Source organism: Streptomyces sp. YKOK-I1 (assembly GCF_054660435.1).
The window spans coordinates 8,708,220-8,730,370 of the sequence record NZ_BAAGDR010000001.1; the positions used below are offsets into that span (position 1 = coordinate 8,708,220).

At 73.6% G+C, this 22,151-nt stretch carries 19 protein-coding genes, 1 tRNA gene and 1 pseudogene; 5 read left to right on the plus strand and 16 right to left on the minus strand.

What is annotated here, in order from left to right:
* Positions 1-564: 564 nt before the first annotated feature.
* Entirely contained in the window at positions 565-1,509 is a 945-nt protein-coding gene (locus tag ACYQ8Q_RS38750; RefSeq protein WP_460071367.1) for an enoyl-CoA hydratase/isomerase family protein, read from the minus strand.
* A gap of 49 nt (positions 1,510-1,558) precedes the next feature.
* Here ACYQ8Q_RS38750 and ACYQ8Q_RS38755 point away from each other — a divergent pair, with 49 nt between their 5' ends.
* Positions 1,559-2,746, plus strand: coding sequence for a CoA transferase (locus ACYQ8Q_RS38755; RefSeq protein ID WP_460071368.1), 1,188 nt, complete (start codon positions 1,559-1,561; stop codon positions 2,744-2,746).
* Entirely contained in the window at positions 2,740-4,032 is a 1,293-nt protein-coding gene (locus ACYQ8Q_RS38760) for an amidohydrolase family protein (protein ID WP_460071369.1), read from the plus strand. The genes ACYQ8Q_RS38755 and ACYQ8Q_RS38760 overlap by 7 nt, the downstream gene beginning before the upstream one ends.
* Here the strand turns inward: ACYQ8Q_RS38760 and ACYQ8Q_RS38765 are convergent.
* The 12 genes from ACYQ8Q_RS38765 to ACYQ8Q_RS38820 all read right to left on the minus strand — a co-directional run bounded on the left by ACYQ8Q_RS38765 (position 4,020) and on the right by ACYQ8Q_RS38820 (position 16,453).
* A complete protein-coding gene (locus tag ACYQ8Q_RS38765) occupies positions 4,020-4,778 on the minus strand; it encodes an SDR family NAD(P)-dependent oxidoreductase (RefSeq protein ID WP_460071370.1) in 759 nt (252 codons plus the stop codon). The two genes, ACYQ8Q_RS38760 and ACYQ8Q_RS38765, sit on opposite strands and share 13 nt — an antisense overlap.
* A gap of 15 nt (positions 4,779-4,793) precedes the next feature.
* Complete coding sequence (locus ACYQ8Q_RS38770) at positions 4,794-5,942, minus strand: acyl-CoA dehydrogenase family protein (protein ID WP_460071371.1); 1,149 nt, start codon at positions 5,940-5,942, stop codon at positions 4,794-4,796.
* A gap of 12 nt (positions 5,943-5,954) precedes the next feature.
* Entirely contained in the window at positions 5,955-7,088 is a 1,134-nt protein-coding gene (locus ACYQ8Q_RS38775; RefSeq protein ID WP_460071372.1) for a thiolase family protein, read from the minus strand.
* A complete protein-coding gene (locus ACYQ8Q_RS38780; protein ID WP_460071373.1) occupies positions 7,088-7,885 on the minus strand; it encodes an enoyl-CoA hydratase/isomerase family protein in 798 nt (265 codons plus the stop codon). The genes ACYQ8Q_RS38775 and ACYQ8Q_RS38780 overlap by 1 nt, the downstream gene beginning before the upstream one ends.
* Positions 7,882-9,093 (minus strand): CaiB/BaiF CoA transferase family protein, encoded by a 1,212-nt coding sequence (locus tag ACYQ8Q_RS38785; protein ID WP_460071374.1) that lies wholly within the window; start codon positions 9,091-9,093, stop codon positions 7,882-7,884. The genes ACYQ8Q_RS38780 and ACYQ8Q_RS38785 overlap by 4 nt, the downstream gene beginning before the upstream one ends.
* Position 9,094: 1 nt before the next feature.
* Positions 9,095-10,696: a FadD3 family acyl-CoA ligase gene (locus ACYQ8Q_RS38790; protein ID WP_460071375.1), complete on the minus strand. Its 1,602-nt coding sequence runs from the start codon at positions 10,694-10,696 to the stop codon at positions 9,095-9,097.
* Positions 10,693-11,841 carry an acyl-CoA dehydrogenase family protein gene (locus ACYQ8Q_RS38795; RefSeq protein WP_460071376.1) on the minus strand — a complete coding sequence of 383 codons (1,149 nt, stop codon included), beginning with the start codon at positions 11,839-11,841 and terminating at the stop codon, positions 10,693-10,695. The genes ACYQ8Q_RS38790 and ACYQ8Q_RS38795 overlap by 4 nt, the downstream gene beginning before the upstream one ends.
* On the minus strand, positions 11,838-12,809 hold the full coding sequence (locus tag ACYQ8Q_RS38800) for an acyl-CoA dehydrogenase family protein (RefSeq protein WP_460071377.1): 972 nt from the start codon (positions 12,807-12,809) through the stop codon (positions 11,838-11,840). The genes ACYQ8Q_RS38795 and ACYQ8Q_RS38800 overlap by 4 nt, the downstream gene beginning before the upstream one ends.
* Before the next feature lie 5 nt (positions 12,810-12,814).
* Positions 12,815-13,624 (minus strand): enoyl-CoA hydratase/isomerase family protein, encoded by an 810-nt coding sequence (locus tag ACYQ8Q_RS38805; RefSeq protein WP_460071378.1) that lies wholly within the window; start codon positions 13,622-13,624, stop codon positions 12,815-12,817.
* A gap of 93 nt (positions 13,625-13,717) precedes the next feature.
* Entirely contained in the window at positions 13,718-14,458 is a 741-nt protein-coding gene (locus ACYQ8Q_RS38810; protein ID WP_460071379.1) for a FadR/GntR family transcriptional regulator, read from the minus strand.
* 61 nt (positions 14,459-14,519) lie between these two features.
* Positions 14,520-15,287: an SDR family NAD(P)-dependent oxidoreductase gene (locus tag ACYQ8Q_RS38815; protein ID WP_460071380.1), complete on the minus strand. Its 768-nt coding sequence runs from the start codon at positions 15,285-15,287 to the stop codon at positions 14,520-14,522.
* Positions 15,287-16,453, minus strand: a complete 1,167-nt coding sequence (locus ACYQ8Q_RS38820) for an acyl-CoA dehydrogenase family protein (protein ID WP_460071381.1) — start codon at positions 16,451-16,453, stop codon at positions 15,287-15,289. Before ACYQ8Q_RS38820 ends, ACYQ8Q_RS38815 begins: the two co-directional genes overlap by 1 nt.
* 151 nt (positions 16,454-16,604) lie before the next feature.
* On the opposite strand from ACYQ8Q_RS38820, the gene ACYQ8Q_RS38825 reads away from it, so the two are divergent.
* Positions 16,605-17,801, plus strand: coding sequence for a serine hydrolase domain-containing protein (locus ACYQ8Q_RS38825; RefSeq protein ID WP_460071382.1), 1,197 nt, complete (start codon positions 16,605-16,607; stop codon positions 17,799-17,801).
* 15 nt (positions 17,802-17,816) lie between these two features.
* On the opposite strand, the gene ACYQ8Q_RS38830 is transcribed toward ACYQ8Q_RS38825, so the two are convergent.
* Positions 17,817-18,398, minus strand: a complete 582-nt coding sequence (locus ACYQ8Q_RS38830; protein ID WP_460071383.1) for a TetR/AcrR family transcriptional regulator — start codon at positions 18,396-18,398, stop codon at positions 17,817-17,819.
* Here ACYQ8Q_RS38830 and ACYQ8Q_RS38835 point away from each other — a divergent pair.
* Positions 18,367-19,663: pseudogene (locus ACYQ8Q_RS38835) on the plus strand (MFS transporter). The gene ACYQ8Q_RS38830 and the pseudogene ACYQ8Q_RS38835 sit on opposite strands and share 32 nt — an antisense overlap.
* A gap of 44 nt (positions 19,664-19,707) precedes the next feature.
* Positions 19,708-19,781 (plus strand) — tRNA-Pro (locus tag ACYQ8Q_RS38840).
* A 104-nt stretch (positions 19,782-19,885) separates the two neighbouring features.
* On the opposite strand, the gene ACYQ8Q_RS38845 is transcribed toward ACYQ8Q_RS38840, so the two are convergent.
* Positions 19,886-21,781 carry a tetratricopeptide repeat protein gene (locus ACYQ8Q_RS38845; protein WP_460071384.1) on the minus strand — a complete coding sequence of 632 codons (1,896 nt, stop codon included), beginning with the start codon at positions 21,779-21,781 and terminating at the stop codon, positions 19,886-19,888.
* Positions 21,782-21,846: 65 nt separating this feature from the next.
* Complete coding sequence (locus tag ACYQ8Q_RS38850; RefSeq protein ID WP_460071385.1) at positions 21,847-22,077, minus strand: hypothetical protein; 231 nt, start codon at positions 22,075-22,077, stop codon at positions 21,847-21,849.
* Positions 22,078-22,151: the final 74 nt, after the last annotated feature.

A 22,151-nucleotide genomic window follows, 5' to 3' on the forward strand; every position in this document is an offset into this window, starting at 1 on the left:
AAAAGCCTGCTCGAAACGCGTAGAAAGGTAGTGCTGTTGTTACTCACCGGTCAACGATCGAACGATCGGCTGGTAACCAGCCGCAATGATTCGGTCACTCGTCGACGGACGGCCAGGATGTAGGAAATCGGATGAATTCCTTTCGGGCCCGGCCCCGTCCACTCCCCGGCCGTAATGTGGAAGCCGCGACGACCGAAAGAAAATGGGTTCCTTTGGAGCGCTTGTCCGAATCGGAATGTGCTTTTCCCGCCCTCGGCGGGCCGTGGATGACGGGTGGGGAAAATCTGTGTGTCGGGTGACGAGTGTCCGGGAAAGGTCGGGACGGGTCTTGACGTGCGGGGGGCCGCCGCCAGGACTTCGCCGCCGTCGAGTTGCTGATCCGCAGCTCCACCGCACCGCCCGCCCACCCGACTGACGCGACGTCACCAGCGGTCGCATAGAGGTGGGTTCGGCATGCGCGCCGGTCCGATCGACCGGGCGACCCTCGGTGGTCGGTGTCCTCGTCGGTCGCGTCGGCCAGGTGGGCCCTTGGTGGCCGGTGTGCTCGGCGGTCTGGTCGGGGTCTCAGTGGGCGGCCGCCTCGGTGATCTCGTCGAGCAGCCCCCAGTCGAACGCCTCCGCCGCCCCCAACGCGGTTCCGGACAGGGCGAGATACGCCGTGCGTCGCCGGCCGATCCGGGCCGGGAGGCTCGCCGTGCCGCCCGCGCCGGGGATCAGCCCCATGCCCAGCTCCGGCAGCCGGACCGTGGTGTCCGGTGCGGCCCGCACCCGGCCCGCGAACGCCGCCAGTTCGATGCCCGCGCCCACGCAGGCACCGTGCAGATGAGCGGTCACCTTCGCCGCGCAGCGCTGCAACAGCGCGGCGGGACTGCGGCCGACCCGGACCAGATGGGCGGCGGCGGGATCCCGCGACGTACCGAACTCGGCCAGGTCGCCCCCGGCGCAGAACACGGGGCCCTCGCCCCGCAGATCGACACGGGTGACCGTGGGGTCCGCGACGGCCACCTCCAGCGCCTCGCACAGGGCGTCGCGGGTGGCGGCGTCGAAGGCGTTGCGCACCCGCGGCCGGGACAGGGTGAGGGTGAGACGCCCGCCCTCGCGGCGCACCCGCACCGGCTCGGCGGCCGGGCGCGGGGTGCGCGCGGGGGCGGCGGCCAGCCAGTCGCGGAAACCGGCGCCGCCCTGCAGCGCGGAGTACGCCAGCGATTCGAGGACCAGCCGGTCGGGGGCGGGCAACGCGGCTCCCGTGCGCAGGACCTGGACGAGGGTGACGGCCGCGGCCGGCTGCCGGGTCACCTGCTCGCGCAGGAGCCCCGCGGCGGCCCGGGGGTCGGCGCAGCCCACCCAGGGGCGTGGCGGGCCGGGTTCGGCCGTCAGCAGGACGTCGAAGGCATCGCCCACCGGACGCGGCCGGTCGGCCACTCCCACCTGCACGGCCTGTCCCGGCCGGGGCGGCGGACCGCCGCCCCGGCCGCGGTCGAGGTCGATCAGGCGGAAGGGCGGCTCCATGGACCCCGCAGTGTAATCTTTCCTCACCTCTGAGGAGAAGGGTGTTCGCATGGAGAAGAACGCCACTCTTGAGGCGGGCGCACTGCCCTGGACGCGGTCCGTGGCGCCGTGCCTCGCGCCCCTCACCGAGGCGACCGACGACTTCACCTCCCGGACCGGCGTCCCCGTCGATCTCTCCGAGGCCCTCTTCCTCCGGGCCCGCCTCGCCGGGTTCGCCGCCCTCCCCGGCCGGGTCTCGGCGGGCGGCTCCTGCCGGCTCCTCGCCACCACCGACGGCTGGGCCGCCGTCAACCTGGCCCGCCCCGACGACACGGCCGCCGTGCCGGCCCTGCTGGCCCTCCTCGGAACGCCCCCCGGCACCGATCTGCCCACGGCGGCGCGAGGCGTCACGGCAGCGCAACTGGCCGACAGCGCCCAGCTGTTGGGCATCCCGGCGGCGGCACACGCCTCGGTCGGCACCGACCGGCCCCCCGTCCTCGCGACCCGCCACGGGCCACGCCGGGCACGCCCCCTCACCGGCCTCCGGGTCGTCGACCTCTCCGCCCTGTGGGCCGGTCCGCTCTGTGCCCGGCTGCTGGGACTCGCCGGAGCGCGCGTGGTGAAGGCGGAGAGCACGACCCGCCCCGACGGCGCCCGCTTCGGGCCCCCCGGCTTCTACCGGCTGCTCCACGAAGGCCACGAGAGCCGCGTGCTCGACTTCACCACCCCGGCCCTCGCCGACCTGGTCGCCGAGGCGGACATCGTGATCGAGGCGTCCCGGCCGAGGGCGCTGCGCCGGCTCGGCATCCACGCGGAACGCTTCCTCGCCGCCCGGCCCGGCCGGGTCTGGGTGAGCATCACCGGGTACGGCCGGGCGGACGACCGGGTCGCCTTCGGCGACGACGCGGCCGTGGCGGGCGGTCTCACCGGCCGGGACCGGGCCGGCCGGCCGGTCTTCCTAGGCGACGCCCTCGCCGACCCGGTCACGGGCCTGTTCGCCGCCCACGCCACCGCCCGCTCGCTGGCCGCCGGGGGCGGGGAGCTGCTGTGCGTGTCGATGACGGCGTGCGCGGCCCGTCTCGCGGGGGCCCGGGGGGCCGGCACCGGGACCGGAGCAGGTGAGGGGCCCGTTACGGCCGGGCACCGTGGGGGAGCCGGACGTCCGGCCGCGATGCCGCAGGACGCGGACCGGGACGGCGGTGCGCTCCCGTCCGGGGCGCACCCGCAAGGCGAGGCACCCGGGGCCCGGTCGTGCTGATCCGGGACGTCGAGGTGGACGGGCGGGGTCGGCTCGACGTGCGGATCCGCGCAGGCCGGATCGTCGAGCTGGGGCGAGCGCTGCCCGGGGCGGCCGACGTCGACGGGCGCGGCGGTGCGCTGCTGCCCGGGCTGCACGACCACCATGTGCACCTGGCCGCGCTCGCCGCCGAGGCGGGATCCGTGCGGGTCGGGCCCGGCGAGGTGCGCGGCCGCGAGGAGCTGGGGGCGGCCCTGCGGTCCGGCGTGCCGGGCGAGTGGGTGCGGGCCGTCGGGTACCACGAGAGCGTCGCAGGGAAGCTGGACCGCCGGGTGCTGGACGGGCTCGTCCCCGACCGGCCGGTGCGGGTCCAGCACCGCAGCGGGGCGATGTGGTTCCTCAACGGCGCCGCCCTGCGCGCCGCCGGCCTCGACGGCGACGGCCGCCTGTGGCGGGAGGACCGGCGGCTGCGGGACCTCGTCCCGCCCGTGCCGCTCGACCTCGCGGCGGTCGGACGGCGGGCCGCCCGGCTCGGCGTCACCGGCTTCACCAACGCCGACCCCCACCCCCGCGAGGGACTGGCGCGGCTGCTCTCGGTCCTCCCGCAGCGGGTCCTCGTGATGTCAGCCGAGGACATGTCAGCCGAGGACATGTCCGCCGAGGGCATGTCCGCCGGGGGCCCGGTGAAGCTGATGCTCGACGACCCGACCCTCCCGGACCCCGCCGAACTGGCCCGTGTCGTCGCCCGGTCCAGGCCCCGGCCGGTCGCCGTCCACTGCGTCACCCGGGTGCAGCTGCTGGTGACCCTGCTCGCCCTGGAGGAGGCGGGCCCGGTCGCCGGCGACCGTATCGAGCACGCCGCCGTCGTCCCGGCGGAGAGCGTCGCATGGATCCGCCGGCTCGGCGTGACCGTGGTGACCCAGCCGCACTTCCCCGTGGAACGCGCCGCCGCCTACGCCACCGACGTCCGCCCCGACGACCGCCCCCACCTGTACCGCTGCCGCACCCTGGCCGAGGCGGGCGTCCCGGTCGCCGCCGGCACGGACGCGCCGTACGGCACCCACGACCCGTGGGCGGTGATGCGGGCCGCCGTCGCACGCGACGACGGGGAAGGCATCACCCCCTCGGCCGCCCTGCGCCTCTTCCTCGGCGCACCCGGACACCCGGCCCGGCCACGCCGGTTGACCGTCGGCTTGGCCGCCGACCTGTGCCTGCTCCACGTCCCCCTGCGGGAGGCGCTCGACGCGCTCTCGGCGCGGACCGTCCGCGCCGCGTACGTCGGGGGCGAGCCGGTTCACACGCTGTAGCCGCCGTCCACCCCCAGCGCCTGACCCGTGATGAACCCGGCCCGGTCCGAGGCGAGGAAGGCCACCGCCTCCGCGATGTCCGCCGCCGCGCCGAAGCGGCGCAGCGGGATGTTGCGGCGGGTGACCGCGAGAGCGGCCTCGTCCAGCTCGCCCGACGCGATCAGCCGCGCCGCGATCCCGTCGTCGAGCATGCCGGGCGCGACACAGTTCACCCGGACCCCGTAGCGGCCCTCCTCGGCGGCCAGCGCCCGCGCCACCGCCTCCACGGCCCCCTTCACCCCCGAGGACAGCCCGTCGCGCACCGGGAAGCGGCGCGTGGCGACGGTGGTCACCGCGACGACGTTGCCCCGGCTCTCCCGGAGCACCGGCAGCGCGGGATGGACGAGGTTGAAGAACGCGACCGCGTCCGCCTCCAGCTGGGCCCGGTACTCGCCCGGCGTCACCCGGCTCAGATGCCGCATCGGCACATGCGGGCCGGCCGCGTACACCAGGGTGTGGATCCCGCCGTACGTCCGTGCGGTCCCGGTCACCGCCCGCGCCGTCGCCTCCTCGTCGGTCAGGTCGAGCCGCAGCACCTCGGCCGCCTTCACCTCCTCGGCCAGCGCCCGGGCCCCCTCCCGGTCGGACCGGTAGGTGAACGCGACCGCGCTGCCCCGGGCGGTCAGGGCCCGCACCACGGCCGCGCCGACGCCGCCGGTGCCGCCCGCGACGAACGCCACGCCGGCCCTGCCGGAGAAGTCCTCCATCAGAAGTCCTCCCTCTCACAACCCCAACGACTTGGCGATGATGACCTTCATGACCTCGCTCGTCCCGGCGTAGATCCGGGTGATCCGGGCGTCCGCGTACAGCCGGGCGATCGGATACTCCAGCATGTAGCCGTATCCGCCGAAGAGTTGAAGACAGCGGTCGACGGACCGGGCCTGCACCTCGGTGCAGAACAGCTTGACCTTCGCCGCGTCCACCCCGGACAGCCGGCCCCCGACCAGCTCCAGCACCGCCCGGTCGAGGAGCGTCTGCGCTGCCTCCAGCTCGGCTGCCACGGCCGCGAGTTCGAACTTCGTGTTCTGGAACGAGGCGACGGTCCGTCCGAACACCTCGCGCTCCTTGACGTACGCGACCGTCGTGTCCAGCGCGGCGCGCGTCTGCGCCACCGAGCCGACGGCGACCGTCATCCGTTCCTGGGGGAGGTTGTGGCCGAGGTAGGAGAAGGCGGCGCCCTCCTCGCCGAGCCGGTTGGCGACCGGCACCCGGACGGCGTCGAAGGCCAGCTCGACGGTGTCCTGCACCTTGATGCCCAGCTTGTCGAGCACCCGCCCCCGGGTGAAGCCGGGCATGCCGTCCTCGACGACCAGCAGCGTCAGTCCCGCCCGCCGGTCGCCGGGATCGGACGCCGTACGCGCCACCACGATCACCAGGTCGGCGAGCAGCCCGCCGGTGATGAACGTCTTGGCCCCGTTCAGCACGTACGCGTCCCCGTCCCGTACGGCGGTGGTCCGGATCCCGGCGAGGTCGGAGCCGGTGCCGGGCTCGGTCATCGCGACGGCGGTGAGCAGTTTCCCGGAGGCCAGCCCGGGGAACCAGCGCTGCCGCTGTCCGGCGTCGGCGTAGGCGAGGAAGTAGGGGAGGACGACGTCGAGTTGGGTGCGGACCGTGCCCAGGGTGACCAGGGCGCGGGCCGCCTCCTCCTGGAGGACGACGTTGTAGCGGTAGTCGGGCCGGCCGCCCCCGCCGTACTCCTCCGGCACCGCCATGCCCAGCAGGCCCAGCGAGCCGAGGAGTGCGAAGAACGAGCGCGGCACCCGGCCGGCCTTCTCCCACGCGGCGTAGTGCGGGACCACCTCGTTCGCCACCACGTCCCGGACCAGGGCGCGGAACGTCTCGTGGTCGTCGGTGAAGAGCGTGCGCTGCACGGACGGCTCCCGTCAGGAGGCGAGTTCGACGAGGGTGGCGTTGGCGGTGCCGCCGCCCTCGCACATGGTCTGCAGGCCGTACCGCAGGCCATGGGCCCGCATGTGGTGGATCATGCGGGTCATCAGGACGGCCCCGGAGGCGCCCAGTGGATGCCCGAGGGCGATCGCCCCGCCGAGCGGGTTCAGCCGCCGCGGGTCGGCGCCGGTCTCGGCGAGCCAGGCCAGCGGCACGGACGCGAAGGCCTCGTTCACCTCGAACACCCCGACCTCGGACAGCCCGACCCCGGCCTTCCGCAGCACCTTCCCGGTCGCCGGGACCGGCCCGGTCAGCATCAGCACCGGATCGGAGCCGGCCACCGCGCCCGCCCGGTACCGGACGAGCGGTGCCAGCCCCAACCGCCGGGCCCGGTCAGGCGTGGTGACGACCAGCGCGGCCGCGCCGTCGGAGATCTGCGAGGCGTTGCCCGCGTGGATCACCCCGTCCTGCCGGAACGAGGGCTTCAGCCGCGCCAGCGTCTCCACGCTGCTGCCCCGGCGGATCCCCTCGTCGGCGCCGACCCCCGCCACCGGCACGATCTCCTCGGTGAACGCACCCGCGTCCTGGGCGGCGGCCGCCCGTTCGTGCGAGAGCGCCGCGAACGCGTCGAGCCCTTCCCGCGTGAACCCCCACCTACGGGCGATCAGTTCGGCGGACAGCCCCTGGTGGAAGGAGAACTCGTCGTAACGGGCCAGGACTCGGGGCCCGTACGGCATCCCGCCCGCCTTGGCCGAGCCCAGCGGCACCCGGCTCATCACCTCCACCCCGCCCGCCACGACCAGCTCGTGCTGCCCCGACAGCACCGACTGGACCGCGAACTCCAGGGCCTGCTGACCCGACCCGCAGGCCCGGTTGACCGTGGTCCCGGGCACGCTCTCCGGCCAGCCCGCCGCGAGCACCGCGTACCGGCCGATGTTGCCCGACTGGTCGCCGACCTGTGAGACGCACCCCCAGATCACATCGTCGACCGTCGCGGGGTCGAGGCCGGTCCGGTCCACCAGGGCGCCCAGCACGGCGGCGGACAGATCGGCCGGATGGACCTCCGCCAGGCCCCCGCCCCGTCGGCCGACGGGTGTGCGCACCGCCGCCACGATCACCGCTTCCCGCATCACATGTCCTCCGTTCGTCCCGGTACCGCCCAGCGGCCTGTGAAGCGCGGCGCGCGTTTCTCCGCGAAGGCCGCGAACGCCTCCGGGGCGTCGGCGCAGGCGAAGTTGACCGACTGCGCCCGCGCCTCGCTGGCGAGGGCGTCCCGCAGAGTGCGGTCGGCGCCCTCGTTCAGCAGCGCCTTGGTCTGGGCGAGCGCCACCGGGGGCCCGGCCGTCAGCCGGGCGGTGACCTCGGCCACGAACGCGTCCACCTCACCCGTGTCCACCACCCAGGTGACCAGGCCGAGCGCGTGGGCCTCGGCCGCGTCGACCGTCTCCGCCAACAGGGCGAGGCGCTTGGCCTGTTGGAGGCCGACGAGCTTCGGCAGCAGCCAGGAGCCGCCCAGGTCGGGGGAGAGCCCGCGCCGGGCGAAGACCTGCGAGAACGTCGACCCCGGGGTCGCCACCACCAGATCGCAGCCGAGGGCCAGGTTCCAGCCCGCGCCCACCGCCGGACCGGTCACCTTGGCGAGCGTGGGCATCGGCAGCTCGTGCAGCAGCAGGGCGATGTCGGTCAACGTCCGCATCCGGTACAGGGGAGGGGAGGCGCTGACCTCCCTGGGCAGCTCGGCCCCGGAGCAGAACGCGCCGCCCGCCCCGGTCAGCACCAGCGCGCGTACGCCCCGGTCGCGCCCCGCCTCGGTCAGCGCGGTGCGCAGGGCCTCCCAGAGCTCCGCGTCGAGGGCGTTCCTGCGGTGCGGCCGGTTGAGGGTCAGGGTGCGCACCCCGCCCGCGTCGTGGATCAGGAGCACGCTCATGCGACCGCTCCCCGCTCCCGCAACGCGGCGATCTCCCCCTCGGACAGGCCGAGTTCGGCGAGCACGGCGTCGGTGTGCCGGCCGAGCGCCGGCACCGCGCCCATCGGCGGCTCGAAGCCGTCGATCACCGGCGGCGGCAGCAGCGCGGGCACCGGCCCCGCGGGGGTGTCGATCTCCCGCCAGCGGTCGCGGGCGGTGAGCTGCGGATGGGCGAGGACCTCGCTCGGTGTGTTGTAGCGGGCGTTGCCGATGCCCGCCGCGTCCGCCCGGTCCTGGACGTCCGCCAGGTCGAGCCGCGCGCACCAGGCGGTGATCTCGGCGTCGAGGACGGCCCGGTGCGCCACCCGCCCCGCGTTGGCGCGGAACCGCTCGTCGGCCGCGAGGTCCGGCCGGCCCAGCAGCTCGCGGGCGAGCCGTTCCCACTCGCGGTCGTTGGTCGTCCCCAGGACGACGGTCTGCCCGTCGGCCGTCGGATAGGCCCCGTACGGCGCCACCGCGGGCGAACTCATCCCGAGCGGCTGCTGCTCCACCCCCGAGTGCCGGGTGTGGGTGAGGGGGTAGCCCATCAGCTCGGCCATGGTGTCGAAGAGGCTCACCGACACCGACGCGGGCACCGCCCGCCCCCGCCCCTTGGCGTACAGCAGCGCCGTCGCCGACAGTGCCGCGTACAGCCCGCTGCACACATCGGCCACCGGCGGCCCGGGCTTCGCCGGCTGCCCCGGCCGGCCGGTGACCGCGCAGGCCCCCGACTCGGCCTGGACCAGCAGGTCGTAGGCGCGCTTGTGGGAGAGGGGGCCACCGGGGCCGTATCCGTCGATCTCGACGGCGATCAGGTCCGGGTGGCTCGCCGCCAGGTCGGCCGCGGACAGGCCGAGTTTCGCCGTGGCACCGGGGGCGAGGTTGGAGACGAGCACGTCGGCGCGGTCCAGCAGCCGGTGCATGATCCGCATCCCCGCCCGGGACTTGAGGTCCAGGGCCACCGACTCCTTGCCCCGGTTGGCCCAGACGAAGTGCGCGGCGAGACCGCCCACCACATCGTCGTAGTGCCGGGCGAAGTCGCCGCCCCGGGGGTTCTCCACCTTGACGACCCGGGCGCCGAGGTCCCCGAGCGTACGGGTGCACATGGGGGCCGACACCGCCTGTTCCAGCGCCACGACCGTGACCCCCGCGAGCGGTCCCTCCCGACCCTCCTGTCCCTCCCGCCCCATCTCAGCGGCTCCCGAACCGCTCGCGCAGCTCGTGCTTGAGCACCTTCTGGCTCGCGTTGCGCGGCAGCGCCGCCACGAACCGCACATGGCGCGGCACCTTGAAGTTGGCCATGTGCTCCCGGGCCCAGGCCACCACGTCCGCCTCGGTGACCTCCGCGCCCGCCCGGGGGACGACGAAGGCACAGCCGACCTCCCCGAGCCGCTCGTCGGGCACGCCGACCACCGCGACCTGGGCGACCGGCCCGCAACCGAGCAGGAGCTTCTCGATCTCGGCGGGGTAGGCGTTGAACCCGCCGACGATGTACATCTCCTTCTTCCGGTCGACGATCGACAGGTTGCCGTCCCGGTCGAGCCGCCCGACGTCCCCGGTGTGCAGCCAGCCCTGCGCGTCGACGGCCTCGGCGGTGGCGGCCGGGTCGCCCCAGTAGCCGCGCGTGACGTTGAAGCCGCGCACCAGGACCTCCCCGACCACGACCCCGTCCGCGCCCGCCTCGTCCCCGGCGATCCGTACCTCGACGCCGGGGATCGGGCGGCCGGTGGTGCGGGCGACGGTCTCCTCGCCGTCGCCGGGGCGGGTCGAGGTCACCAGGGCCGTCGACTCGGTGAGCCCGTACGCGCTCAGCACGATGTCGAAGCCCAGGTCCTTCTTCATCGCCCGGATCAGGGACTCCGGGATCGTCGTGCCGCCGGTCATGGACACCCGCAGCGAGGTGAGGTCGCGGGCGGCGCGGTCGGGGTGGCCGAGGAGGTCGTGGAAGATCGTGGGCGGGCCGAGGAGGACGCTCACCCGTTCCCGCTCGATGATCTCCAGCGCCCGGCCGGCGTCGAAGACCGGCAGGGGGACCACGGTCACGCCGTGCAGGAAGGACGCGAGCCAGCCCGCCTTGTAGCCGAAGCAGTGGAAGAACGGCGGGACGACCAGGAAGGTGTCCGAGGCGCGGAAGGTGTACTCCTCGGACATCCAGCCGTAGGCGCGCAGCGACTGGCCGTGGGTGAGGATCACGCCCTTGGGGTGGCCGGTGGTGCCGGAGGTGAACATCACGTCCGAGACGTCGTCCGGGCCGAGCCGGTCGATCGCCGCGTGCGCGGTGGACCCGTCGGACGCGTCCGCCGCCTCGCCGAGGGCGAGGAACCCCTCCCAGTCCAGCCCGGCCGCACCGCGCGGCCCGGGCAGCGAGACCGTGGTCGCCAGCGCCGGCAGCGCGGGGTCCGCCGCCCGCAGCGCGGCGATGTGGTCGGTGTCCAGGAAGGAGGTCGCGGCGAAGAGCGCCTTCGCCCCGGACGTGCGCAGGATGTAGGAGATCTCCCCCGCCTTGAAGCGGGTGTTGAGCGGGACGACGATCCCGCCCGCGCCCTGGATGCCGAGCGCGGCGACGATCCACTCCGCCGAGTTCGGTCCGCACAGGCCCACCCGGTCGCCCGGCCCGACGCCGAGCGCCGCGGCCGACCGGACCGACCGCAGCATCAGCTCCTCCAGGTCGGTGAAGCTCAGCCGCCGTTCGCCCTCGACGAGCGCCGGGCTGTCGCCGAACCGGCGGGCGGCCGACCGGATGACGTGCGGAATGCTCCGGAACTCCGCGTCGTACCGCCTGGGTCGGCTCATCGGTCCGCTCCGTCGGTCAGGCGCAGCACGCGCCGGGCGATGATGTTCCGCTGGATCTGCGAGGTGCCGCCGTACACGGAGGCGGCCCGGGAGTAGAGGTACTCGGCGAAGACGTCCCCGCCCGGCCCGTGCACCTCCTGCGGGAACACCTTCAACGCCGTGGCGTACAGCCGCTGTTCGGCCCGTGTCATCAGCAGTTTGTCGACGGAGGACTCCGGTCCCGCGGGCTGTCCGGCGAGCCGTTCGGCGATCCGGCGGCGGGCGTGCGCGAGCAGCACCTCGTAGTCGACGAAGCAGCGCCCGATCTCCGACAGCAGCCCGTCCGGCAGCTCGCCGTGCCGCTCGCGGGCGGCCCGCCGCAGCCGCTCGACGAGCAGCCCGTACTTCGACAGATGCCCGGTGTCCAGGGCGTTGCGTTCGTACGACACCGTCGTCATCGCCAGCGCCCAGCCGTCCCCCTCGGCCCCGATCCGCTCGGACTCCTCCAGCCGTACGTCGTCCAGGAACAGCTCGCAGAACTCGTCGTCGCCGTTGGCCGCCCGCAGCGGGCGCACGGTCACCCCGGGCCGGTCGAGGGGCAGCGCGAAGGCGGTGATGGAGGTGTGCGGGCGCGCCGTCCGGTCGGTGCGGGCCAGCAGGAGGCAGTGGTCGGAGTACTGCGCGTAGCTCGTCCAGAGCTTCTGGCCGCGCACGGTGTAGTGGCCGTCGTCGTGCCGGGCGGCGTACGTGGTCATCCCGGCGAGGTCCGAGCCGGCGCCGGGTTCGCTGAAGCCCTGGCACCACACGTCGTCACCGGCGAGCATGCGCGGCAGCAGCCGGCGGCGCTGCTCCTCGGAGGCGAATTCCAGCAGGGCGTGCGCGAGATAGCCGATGCGGGGGACACCGGGTGCGCCGCGCGCCCCCGACTCGGCGCTGACGGCCACCTGGTGAAGGGAGGTCAGGCCGCGTCCGCCGTACTCCTCGGGAACGTCGAGGCCGACCCAGCCGCCGGAGTGCAGCAGCCGGTGCCAGCGGTGCAGGAACAGCGGCAGCGGCTCGTCCGGGAGGCGCTCGGGCAGCGGGTGCCGGGCCAGCCAGCTGCGGAAGGCGGCACGCAGGCGTTCGAGGTCGGCGGGGTCGCCGAAGTCGAGGGGGTTCTCCGTCATCGCGCGCTCCCTCCGGGTTCCGCCAGGACGGGCAGCAGCTCGCCCGGGGGCGCCAGCGCGGTCGCGCCCACCAGGACCCTGCGCAGATACAGATGGGCCACGTGCTCCCAGGTCTGGGCGATGCCGCCGAACACCTGCATACCCGTGTACACCGCCTCCACCGCCGAGGTGCCGGCCTCCGCCTTCGCGACCCGGGCCGCGGTGAGCGCCCGGCCGGGCGGCTCGTGGTCCAGGCTCCAGGCGGCGTACCGGACGGCGCTCGTGCACGCCTCCACCAGGACCGTCGCGTCGGCCAGCAGATGCCGTACCGCCTGGAAGGAGCCGATCGGACGGCCGTACTGGCGGCGCGCCCGGGCGTGGTCGACGCTCATCGCGACGAACTCCCGTGCCGCGCCGACGATGTCGCTCGTCACGAGCACCAGGGCGTAGGCCTGCCAGTGCTGGAGCGCCGGTGCGGTGAGCCGGCCGACGACGGGGCCGGGCCGGGCGGCGCGTACCGTGCGCAGCAGGTCGGCCGTGGGCGCGGGTGGCCCCAACTCGGCCCGGCGGACGGTGCCTTCGGTGTCCACGCACAGGGCGCTGCCGGCGCCCTCGCAGTCCCAGGCGACCAGTGCGGCGGCGCCTGGCCGGGGGAGGCCGAGGTCGGGAGCGAGGGCGAGGGCGGGGGTGCCGTCGATCTCCCGGCCCGCCTCGCCGAGGAGCCGTACGACCTCGGGCGCCAGCAGGGTCGTGCCGAGGAAGGAGGTGGTCAGCGGGTGGCGGCCGTGCTCCTCGGCGAGCAGCGCGCACTCCTGGACGGTGGCGGCCGGTGTCGCCGTACGGCGCAGCTCGGCGAGGCCCAGCCCGTCGAGGGCCTCCTGTGCCGCCGTGCGGGCGGCGGGCTTCGCCTCGTCGGCCGAGCGGATCCGGTGCCGGGCCGCGAACGACCGCAGCAGCTCACGGACCTGGTTGAACTCCTCGGACTCCACGCTCCTCAGCCCTCCTCGGCCGTTTCGTGGGCGGCCGCCGGGCGGGCGGCCCGGGAGGCCAGTGCGTCGACGATGCGGATGTGGTCCGGGCTGGTCATCGTGGCCCGCTCCGCCAGCAGCGCGGCCTCCATGCCGCCGCGTGAGACCTGTTCGACCACCGTCGCCAGGGCCGCCTTGGTGGCGCGCAGGGCCTCGGCGGGCTGGGCGGCCAGCCGGCGGGCGAGGGCGAGCGCCTCGTCCATCAGCCGGTCGCCGGGCACCACCCGGTTGGCCAGGCCCAGTTCGACGGCGGTCGCGGCCGGGATGCGGTCCCCGGTGAACAGGTACTCCTTCACCCGCAGCAGGCTCGTCAGCAGGGGCCACAGGGTGACCCCGCCGTCGCCCGCGACCAGGCCCACGCGGACGTGCGGGTCGGCCAGATAGGCGTCCTCGGCCATCAGGACGAGGTCGCAGCCCAGGGCCAGCGAGCAGCCCAGGCCCACGGCCGGGCCGTTCACGGCCGCGATCACCGGCAGCGGAAAGCGGATCATGTCGGTCTGGATGGTGCGGTCCAGCCGCACCGACCGCTCCCGCAGCTCCGGATCGGTGTGGTGGCGGCGCAGATGGTCGAAGTCGCCGCCCGCGCTGAACGCCCGGCCCGCGCCGGTCAGGACGACCGCCCGCGCCCCGGCGTCGTCGGCCAGCTCGCGCCACACCTCGGAGAGCCTGCGGTGCAGCTCCTCGGACACGCCGTTCAGCCGGTCGGGGCGGTTCAGCGTGACGACACGGAGGTCGCCGTCGGCAGCCACGGTCAGTACGGGACTCACCTCGCTCATACCGGGATGGTATTAAAGGTCAGACCGAAGCTGTCAATGGTGTTGCGCGAATTGGAGAATCACATTCTCAAGCCAGGGGGTCGGACTGCGAGATCAGATGGACTCCCGGTCGTCCACCTCGGCCGCCGCCGCCGCGAAACCGCACACGTGCCGGGTCATCCGCCGGGCCGCCGCCGCCTCGTCGCCCGCCCGGATCGCCTCCGTGACGCGGGTGTGCGCGCGGGCGGTCAGCGCCCGGACGTCGGCGTCCAGGAACGTCTCCAGGTCCGTCGCCGCGTGGATGGACCGGGCGAGGGCGCTCATGAACCCGATGAGCAGTTCGTTGCCACCCGCCCGCGCCACCGCCGTGTGCCAGCGCACATTGGCCCGCAGGAACCGCTGGACGTCGTCCCCCGCGCCGGTCAACTCCGCGTGCGCCGCGTCGAGTTCCGCGAGATCCCGCTCGGTGCGGCGGCGGGCGGCCAGCGCGGCGCAGGCCGGCTCGATCGCCTCACGGGTCTCGTGCAGCGCCTCCAGCCGGATGCCCTGGCCCCGGATCACCAGCTGCACGGTGTGCGCCAGGGACTCCCGCCCCGGCCGCCGCACGAAGGCCCCGCCCCCGCGTCCCGGCCGGATCTCCAGCAGCCCCTCGACCTCCAGGATCCGCAGCGCCTCGCGCACGGTGGCCCGGCTCAGCCCGGTCTGCTCGACGAGCTGCCGCTCCGGGGGCAGCGCGGTCCCCTCGCCGAACTCCCCGGACAGGATCCGCTCCCGCACCTCGTCCGCGAGGACGTCCGACGCCTTCGGGACGGTGAGGGTCTCGAAGCGGGGGGTGGACTGGTCGGGGCGTGTCACGTGCGGGAGCCTCTCGTCCGAGTGCCGGTTGGGCCATTCAATAGGGCGCCCCCGGCCCCTGTCACATGACCATGCCCCCGTCCACCGGCAGCACCTGCCCGGTGACGAACGACGCCGCGTCCGACGCGAGGAACACGAAGGCCCCGGCGACCTCCTCCGGCTGCGCCCAGCGCCCCAGCGGGATCCGGGCCAGCATCTGCGGCGCGAACCTCCCGTCCGTGCGGATGGTCTCGGTCATCGGCGTGGCGGCCAGCGGGGCCAGTGCGTTGACCAGGATGTTCCGGCGTGCCAGTTCCCGCGCGAGGGACTTGGTCATCCCGATGATCCCGGCCTTGGCGGCCGCGTAGTTCACCTGGCCGAGCGTCCCGACCAGCCCCGCCGACGAGGTGACGTTGATGATCCGGCCCCGGCCGTCCCCCGCCAGATACGGCAGGGCCGCCTGGGCGCAGTGGTAGGCGCCGAGGACATGGACGTCGAGGATCCGGCGGAAGGCGTCCTCCGGCAGCTTCTCGAACATGGCGGGGGCGGTGACCCCCGCGTTGTTGACCAGGATGTGCAGGGTGCCGCCGGTGAGCGCGGCCGCGCGTTCCACCGCCGCGTCCGCCGCCGGCCGGTCCGTGACGTCCAGCGGCGCGCTGTCCGCCGTACCCCCGTCCGCGGCGATCCTCCCGGCGACGGCCGCCGCGGCCGCCCCGTCCACATCGGTCACCAGCACCGCGGCGCCCGCCCGGGCGAGCGCCTCGGCGACGGCGCGGCCGATCCCGCCCGCCGCACCGGTGACCAGCGCGGAACGCCCCGTGAGATCGAACAGTTGCGACCGGTCGGTCATCAGTAGCTCCTCGGCAGTCCCAGTGTGTGCGATCCCAGATAGTTGAGGATCATTTCCTGACTGATCGGCGCGATCCGCATCAGCCGCGCCTCACGGAAGAAGCGGGCCACGGGGTACTCCTCGGAGTAGCCCATCCCGCCGTGCGTCTGCAGCGCCCGGTCGGCGGCGGCGAAGCCGGCGTCCGCGCACAGGTACTTGGCGGTGTTCGCCTCCCGCCCGCAGGGCCGCCCCTGGTCGTACAGCCAGGTCGCCTTGCGCAGCACCAGCTCGGCCGCGTCCAGGCGGGCGAGCGCGTCGGCGAGCGGGAACTGGATGCCCTGGTTCTGGCCGATCGGCCGGCCGAAGACGACGCGCTCACGCCCGTAGCGCACCGCCCGGTCGAGGGCGACCCGGCCGATGCCGAGCGCCTCCGCCGCGATCAGCATCCGCTCCGGGTTGAGCCCGTCGAGGAGGTACCGGAAGCCCTCGCCCTCCTCGCCGACGCGGTCCTCGACCGGCACCCGCAGGTCGTCGATGAACAGTTCGTTCGAGGTGACGGCGTTGCGGCCCATCTTCGGGATGGGGCGGACGTCGATCCGGGCCCGGTCGAGGTCGGTGAGGAACAGGGTCATGCCGTCGGTGCGGCGGCCGACCTCGTCGCGGCGGGACGTCCGGGTCAGCAGCAGGATCTTCTCGGACTCCATCGCCTTGGAGATCCACACCTTGCGGCCGCTGACGACGTAGTGGTCGCCCTCCCGGCGGGCGTACGTCGTGATGCTCGTCGTGTCGAGTCCGGCGCCGGGCTCCGTCACCCCGAAGCACACGTGCAGGTCGCCGGAGGCGATGCGCGGCAGGGTGCGGCGCTTGAGCTCCTCGGACCCGTGCACCACCACCGGGTGCATGCCGAAGATCGACAGGTGGATCGCGCTGGCGGCGTTCATCCCGCCGCCGGAGCGGGCGACCTCCTCCAGCAGCAGCGTGGCCTCGGTGATGCCGAGGCCGTGGCCGCCGTACTCCTCCGGGATCGTGATGCCCAGCCAGCCGCCGCCCGCGACGGCGGCGTAGAACTCCTCGGGGAACGCGTGGTCGCGGTCCTTCTCCATCCAGTACCGGTCGTCGAAGTCCTTCAGGAGCCCGGCGACGGCCTTGCGGATCGTCGTCTGGTCCTCGGTCAGTGCGAAATCCACGGCGGGGACACCCCTCTGCCGGATACCTGCGAAGTGCGGACCATTTAAAGGTCAGACCAAAATGCCTGTCAACTCCTCCGTACGGGTCCGTGGGCGCGATGGCCGGAGTGTGGCGCGCCGCGGATCACGGGAATCCGCCCATAGTGCGCATATGACGCGTACCCGTACGGCGGTGCTGTGTGCCGCCGCCCTCCTCGCCGCCACCCTGCCGACGGCGGTCGCGACCGCCGCGCCCGACCACCACCACCGCGCCTGCGCCACCACGCAGAACCCGCAGGGCCGGGCGCGCAAGGTCCTCGACATCGTCCGCAAGGCCAAGAAGGACCTCGATCTCAAGGCCGCCCTCGTCAAGGTCACGGTCGACGGGAAGAACCTCTACACCGGCGCGGTCGGCGAGTCCATGACCGGGGTGCCGGCCACCCCCGCGATGCACTTCAGGACCGGCTCGGTCGGCATCGCCTTCATGGGCACGGTGCTGCTCCAGCTCGTCGAGGAGCACAAGGTCGGCCTCGACGAGCCGGTCTCCCGCTGGCTGCCCGGCCTGCCGCACGGTGACAGGATCACCCTGCGCATGCTCGGCGACTCCACCTCGGGGATCCACGACTACGTCCCCGACCCCGTCTTCCTGAAGAAGCTGTACGCCGACCCGTGGCGGCACTGGACCCCCAAGGAGGTCGTCGGGATCTCCCTCAGCCACCCCCTCTGGTACCGGCCCGGCACCAACTGGAGCTACTCGCACGCCAACTTCCAGCTCCTCGGCCGCGCCCTGGAGAAGATCACCGGCACCCCGCTGGACCGGCTGCTGCGCCAGCGGATCTACCGCCCGCTCGGGCTGCGCAACACCGTCGCCAACGACACGGCCGTGATCCCGGAGCCCGTCCTGCACGCCTACGACGACGAGCGCGGCACCTACGAGGAGTCCACCTACTTCAACCCGTCCTGGACCACCGCCCCCGGCGCGATCATCACGCAGGACGTCTGCGACCTGGCCCGCTCCGGGAAGGGCGTCGGCGCGGGCGAACTGCTCTCCCGCAGCTCCTTCCGCACCCAGCTGAACCCGGGCACGGTCGGCCTCGGTCACCCCACGAAGACGTGCCCGGCCACGGTCTGCCTGCCCATGACCGAGGACTTCCACTTCGGCGTCGGCGTCGTCGTCAAGAACGGCTGGGTGGTGCAGAACCCGTCCTTCTTCGGCTACGCGGCCGTGATGGCGTACGAGCCGCACCAGCGGCTGACCATCGCCGTGTCCACGACGGTGGGCCGCAACGCGCCCGGCGGCAACACCGCCCAGACGGTCACCGAGCGGATCGCCGAGCAGCTCGACCCCCGGCACCCGCTGGCCGGCTGACCGGCCGCCGCCGGCTCAGCGCCCGGCGCGCACCCCGTCCAGGGCGATGGCCAGGACGCGGTCGCGCTGGGCGCCGTCCAGGTAGGCGGTCGCGGTCACGCCCGCGACCAGCCGCAGCAGATCGCCGAAGTCCATGTCGGAGCGCGCGACCCCCGCCTCCTGGGCCCGCTCCAGCAGCGGGCCGCCCGCCGCGTACATCGACTCGCGGCAGGCCTGGAAGATCTCCGACTCGTCCTCCAGCGCCTCGCGCACCGCCCGCTTGGTGACCATGTACCCCGCGAACCGGTCGAGCCAGGCCGTCAGCGCCTCCCACGGCTCCCGGTCCGCCGACAGTTCCACCGCGGCCCGGCACAGCGCGTTGACCTCCTCCGCGTACACGCTCTCGAACAGCACGCGACGGGTCGGGAAGTTCCGGTACAGCGTGCCGATGCCCACGCCCGCGCGGCGTGCGATGTCCTCCAGGGAGGCCTCGGCGCCGTGCTCGGCGAAGGCCTCGCGCGCGGCGGCCAGCAGGGCGTCGAAGTTGCGGGCGGCGTCCTTGCGGCTGGGGCGCTGGACCACGACGATCTCGCCGACGGGGAACGGCTGGGCGGGCACGGCTGGTGCGGGCGTGTTCTCGATGCTCCAGTCGCTCATAGCGCCGGCCCTGCCGACCGTGCAGCACGCCCTGCACGCCTCGCAGACCACCGCGACCTGGGTGATGACGGCGTATCTGCTGTCCGCCTCGGTCTTCACCCCGATCCTCGGCCGCGTCGGCGACCTGATCGGCAGGAAGCGCACCCTGGTCGGCGTCCTGCTGGCCGTCCTGGCGGGCTGTCTCCTCGCCGCCCTCGCGCCGGACATCGGCGTCCTCGTCGTCGCCCGGGTGATCCAGGGCGTCGGCGGCGCGCTGTTCCCGCTCTCCTTCGGGATCATCCGGGACGAGTTCCCGGCGGTCGAGGTCCCCGGCCGGATCAGCAGTCGCCGTGCGGTATGTGCCCGAGTCGCCCAACCGGGGCGAGGGAAAGGTCGGTTGGCTCGGTGCCGTGCTGCTCTCGGGCTGGCTGGTGGCCCTGTTGCTGCCGCTGAGCCAGGCGGGCGTCTGGGGCTGGGGATCGGCCCGGGTGCTCGGCCTGTTCGCCCTCGCCGCCGCCCTGTTCGCGCTCTGGCTGACCGCCGAGGCGCGCTCCCGCACCCCGCTGATCGACCTGCGCGTCATGCGGCTGCCCGCCGTGTGGACCACCAACCTCGCCGCCCTGCTGTTCGGCGCCGGCATGTACGCGATCTGGTCCTTCCTGCCCGGCTTCGTCCAGACCCCGAGCAGCGCCGGCTACGGCTTCGGCGCGAGCGTCACCGCGGCCGGACTGCTGATGCTCCCCATGCTGGTCGCGATGTTCGTCTCCGGTGTGCTCAGCGGCCGGCTCGAACCCCGCGTCGGCGCCAAGGCCCTGCACACCACCGGCGCCGCGCTCGGCGCGCTGGCCCTCGGCTTCCTCGCCCTCTGGCACGACCGGCAGTGGCAGGTCGCCCTCGTCGCCGGGGTGTTCGGCCTCGGCATCGGTCTCGCCTTCGCCTCCATGGCCAACCTGATCGTCGGCAGCGTCCCCGCCGCCCAGACCGGCGCCGCCACCGGCATGAACGCCAACATCCGCACCATCGGCGGCTCCATCGGCGCCGCCGTGACCGGCGTCCTGGTCACCGGCCGGCTCCAGCCCTCCGGCCTGCCCTACGACTCCGGCTACACCCACGGCTTCACCCTGCTGGCGCTGCTCTGCCTGGGCGCCGCCCTCGCCGCCCTCCTGGTGCCGGTACGCCCCTCCGCCCGCCCCGCGGACCCGGCCGCCCGCCCGGTCCCGACGCCCGCACCCGTCCGCGTGCGGTAAGGTTTACCTGCGCGTTCCCGCAGCTCACCGCCGCGGCAGCGCGACGGGACGTGGCGCAGCTTGGTAGCGCACTTGACTGGGGGTCAAGGGGTCGCAGGTTCAAATCCTGTCGTCCCGACTGGAGACAGTTTGCAGGTCAGGGCCGGTTTCGGAGGCATCCGAAACCGGCCCTTGATCATTCCTGGGGACAGGCGTCACGGCTCACCGGACCGTCGAGTTCCGTCAGGTGTTCCGCGGCCGGGCGTGGGTGGCCTGGTCGACGAGGCCCTGGAGACAGGCTGACCGGTGGCGGTCCAGTACGGCGTGATCGGCGTCGTCGTGGCGTGCCGCCTGCTGGTAGTCGGCGAGAGCCTCCTGCCAGGAGCCGCGCGCCTGGTGCAGTTGTCCTCGGTGAAGGAACGCGGCGGCGTCGGTCCGGACGGCCAGGTATCGGTCGGCGTCACGGAGCGCCTCGGCCACGTTCTCCATGGCGAACAGGGTGGTGCTGCGGTTCTTCAGGGCCGCGGGATGGGACGGGTCGTGCACCAGTGCCCTGGAGAAGTCCGCCAGGGCGGTCTCCAGGTCGCCCGAGGACAGGTTCACCAGTCCCCGTATGCAGAGCAGGTCGGGGTGGCCGGGCTCGCTGCGCAACCCCGTGTCGGCATCGCACCTCGCCTCGGCCGGCCTGCCCGACCGGTAGTGCAGCGCCGCCCGGTTCAGCCTGGCGGGAACGTACTCGGGATCCAGTTCCAGCGCGCGGGTGTACTCGTTCAGCGTCTGATCGCTGTCGTGCCCGGCCGCGCAGGCCAGCCCGGCGTTGAAGTGCATCTCCGGGCTGGGCGGGCCGACTTGCATCGCCATTCGGTAGTCCGCCAGGGCGGCACGGTGGTCGCCGAGTGCGCGGTGGGTGTTGCCGCGCTCCACGTACAGGTCGGCGCTGCGCGGCTCCAGGGCGATCGCCTCGGTGTACGAGGCGACGGCGAGGTCCTCCTGTTTCAACGCCATGTGCGCTCTGGCCAGGTTCTGCAGGAGGACGGGGGCCTCGCCCCGGAAGCGCTCCGGGCACAGCCGGCGCAGGTCGGCCAGCCCCTCGTGCTCCAGGCGAATGGCCTCGTCCGTTCGCCCGGCACGGATGGCGAGCAGCGCCCGGAAGTTCTTGTCGATGAAGACGCGGTTGCCGATCTCGCCGGGACCCTGCGGCCCGCTGTCCAGGAACGCGATGGCCTGTGCCATGTGGTGTGCGGCCTTCGCCAGATCGCGCTGCTCCGGCGGGCGCAGCCTGGCCTGGATGACACCCAGGGCATAGCTGCAGACCATCCCCATGCGGGGGTCGTCGGTGGTGGACAGCCGTACGGTACAGAACGCCTCGGCCTCATCGAGATGTCCGAGCAGCATCAGCGAGTAGACCGTGGTGGAGCAGAGCGTACGTGCCGTGGCGATGTCGTCGTCCGTGGCGTACCGGGCGGCAGTGCGTGCGGTGTGCAGTGAGGCCTCGTAGAACCCGACCGCCAAGTAGTGCTCCGCCGCGGCGGTGAACGCGTGGAGAACGACGTCCGGGGATGCCGTGCTGTGCTCCAGGTGGTGCAGCACGCTGCTGAGGTCGAGCGAGCGCCGTTCGAGGGCCATCAACTCCTCGGCGCGGAGCAGGTGTTCCTCGGGAGACAGACAGGCCGCCTCGCTGTCGTGACGGGGTTCGGAGCCGTCGTTCTGGTCGTCCCGTACCACCAGGAGCAGGTCCGGGTCCGCTCGCCGGCTCAGGATGTCCAGGAATTCCTTCTGGAGCGGATCCGCCGAGGCCGTGTTGGTGAACGACAGCCTCAGGGGCGGGGCGTCGTCGAGCCCCGACCGCCAGCGCAGGACGAGACTGGCCACGCCGTGTGCCAGCCAGGTGGTGCGGTTGACCATGAACGGGATCGAGACCGGTTTCCCCAGGACGTCGGCGAGATCGGGGCAGTGGTTCAGGATGTCTGCGCGGGTGTCCGGTGCCAGGGCGACGAGGCAGTGGGCGAACTCCCGCACCAGGCCGGGGCTGTCCTGGCGGATGGCGGGCAGGAGTTGCCGCATCAGGTTGTTGCAGCCCACGTAGGGGTAACGCCCGAAGGCGTGGCAGTCGACGGCGACGGTGCGGACGGCGGGCATGGCTGTCTCCTGGGCAGAGGTGTGACGCCGGCCCCGGGCAAGGGGCCGGCATCACGCCGACGGGGTCAGATGACGCAGATCAGGCTCGGGAGGCCGGCCGAGGAGGTCTGCTCGGGGACCGCCACGGCCAGGGTGGTGGTGCTGGAGACGGACTGCTGAGTCGACGTGGCGGTCGCGGTGTACGGCGCGGTGGACGCGTCGACGGCGACAGCGGTGGCGTGGGTGGCACCACCCACGACAGCGGCGACCGAGGCTCCGATGACTCCAGCGAGGGCAGGCGACTTGACGCGGTTCATGGGGGTGTTCCTTCCAGGAGGATCGAAGATCATCGTGCGTCACGATGGTGGCGTGCGTGATCGGCTGTTTCGGC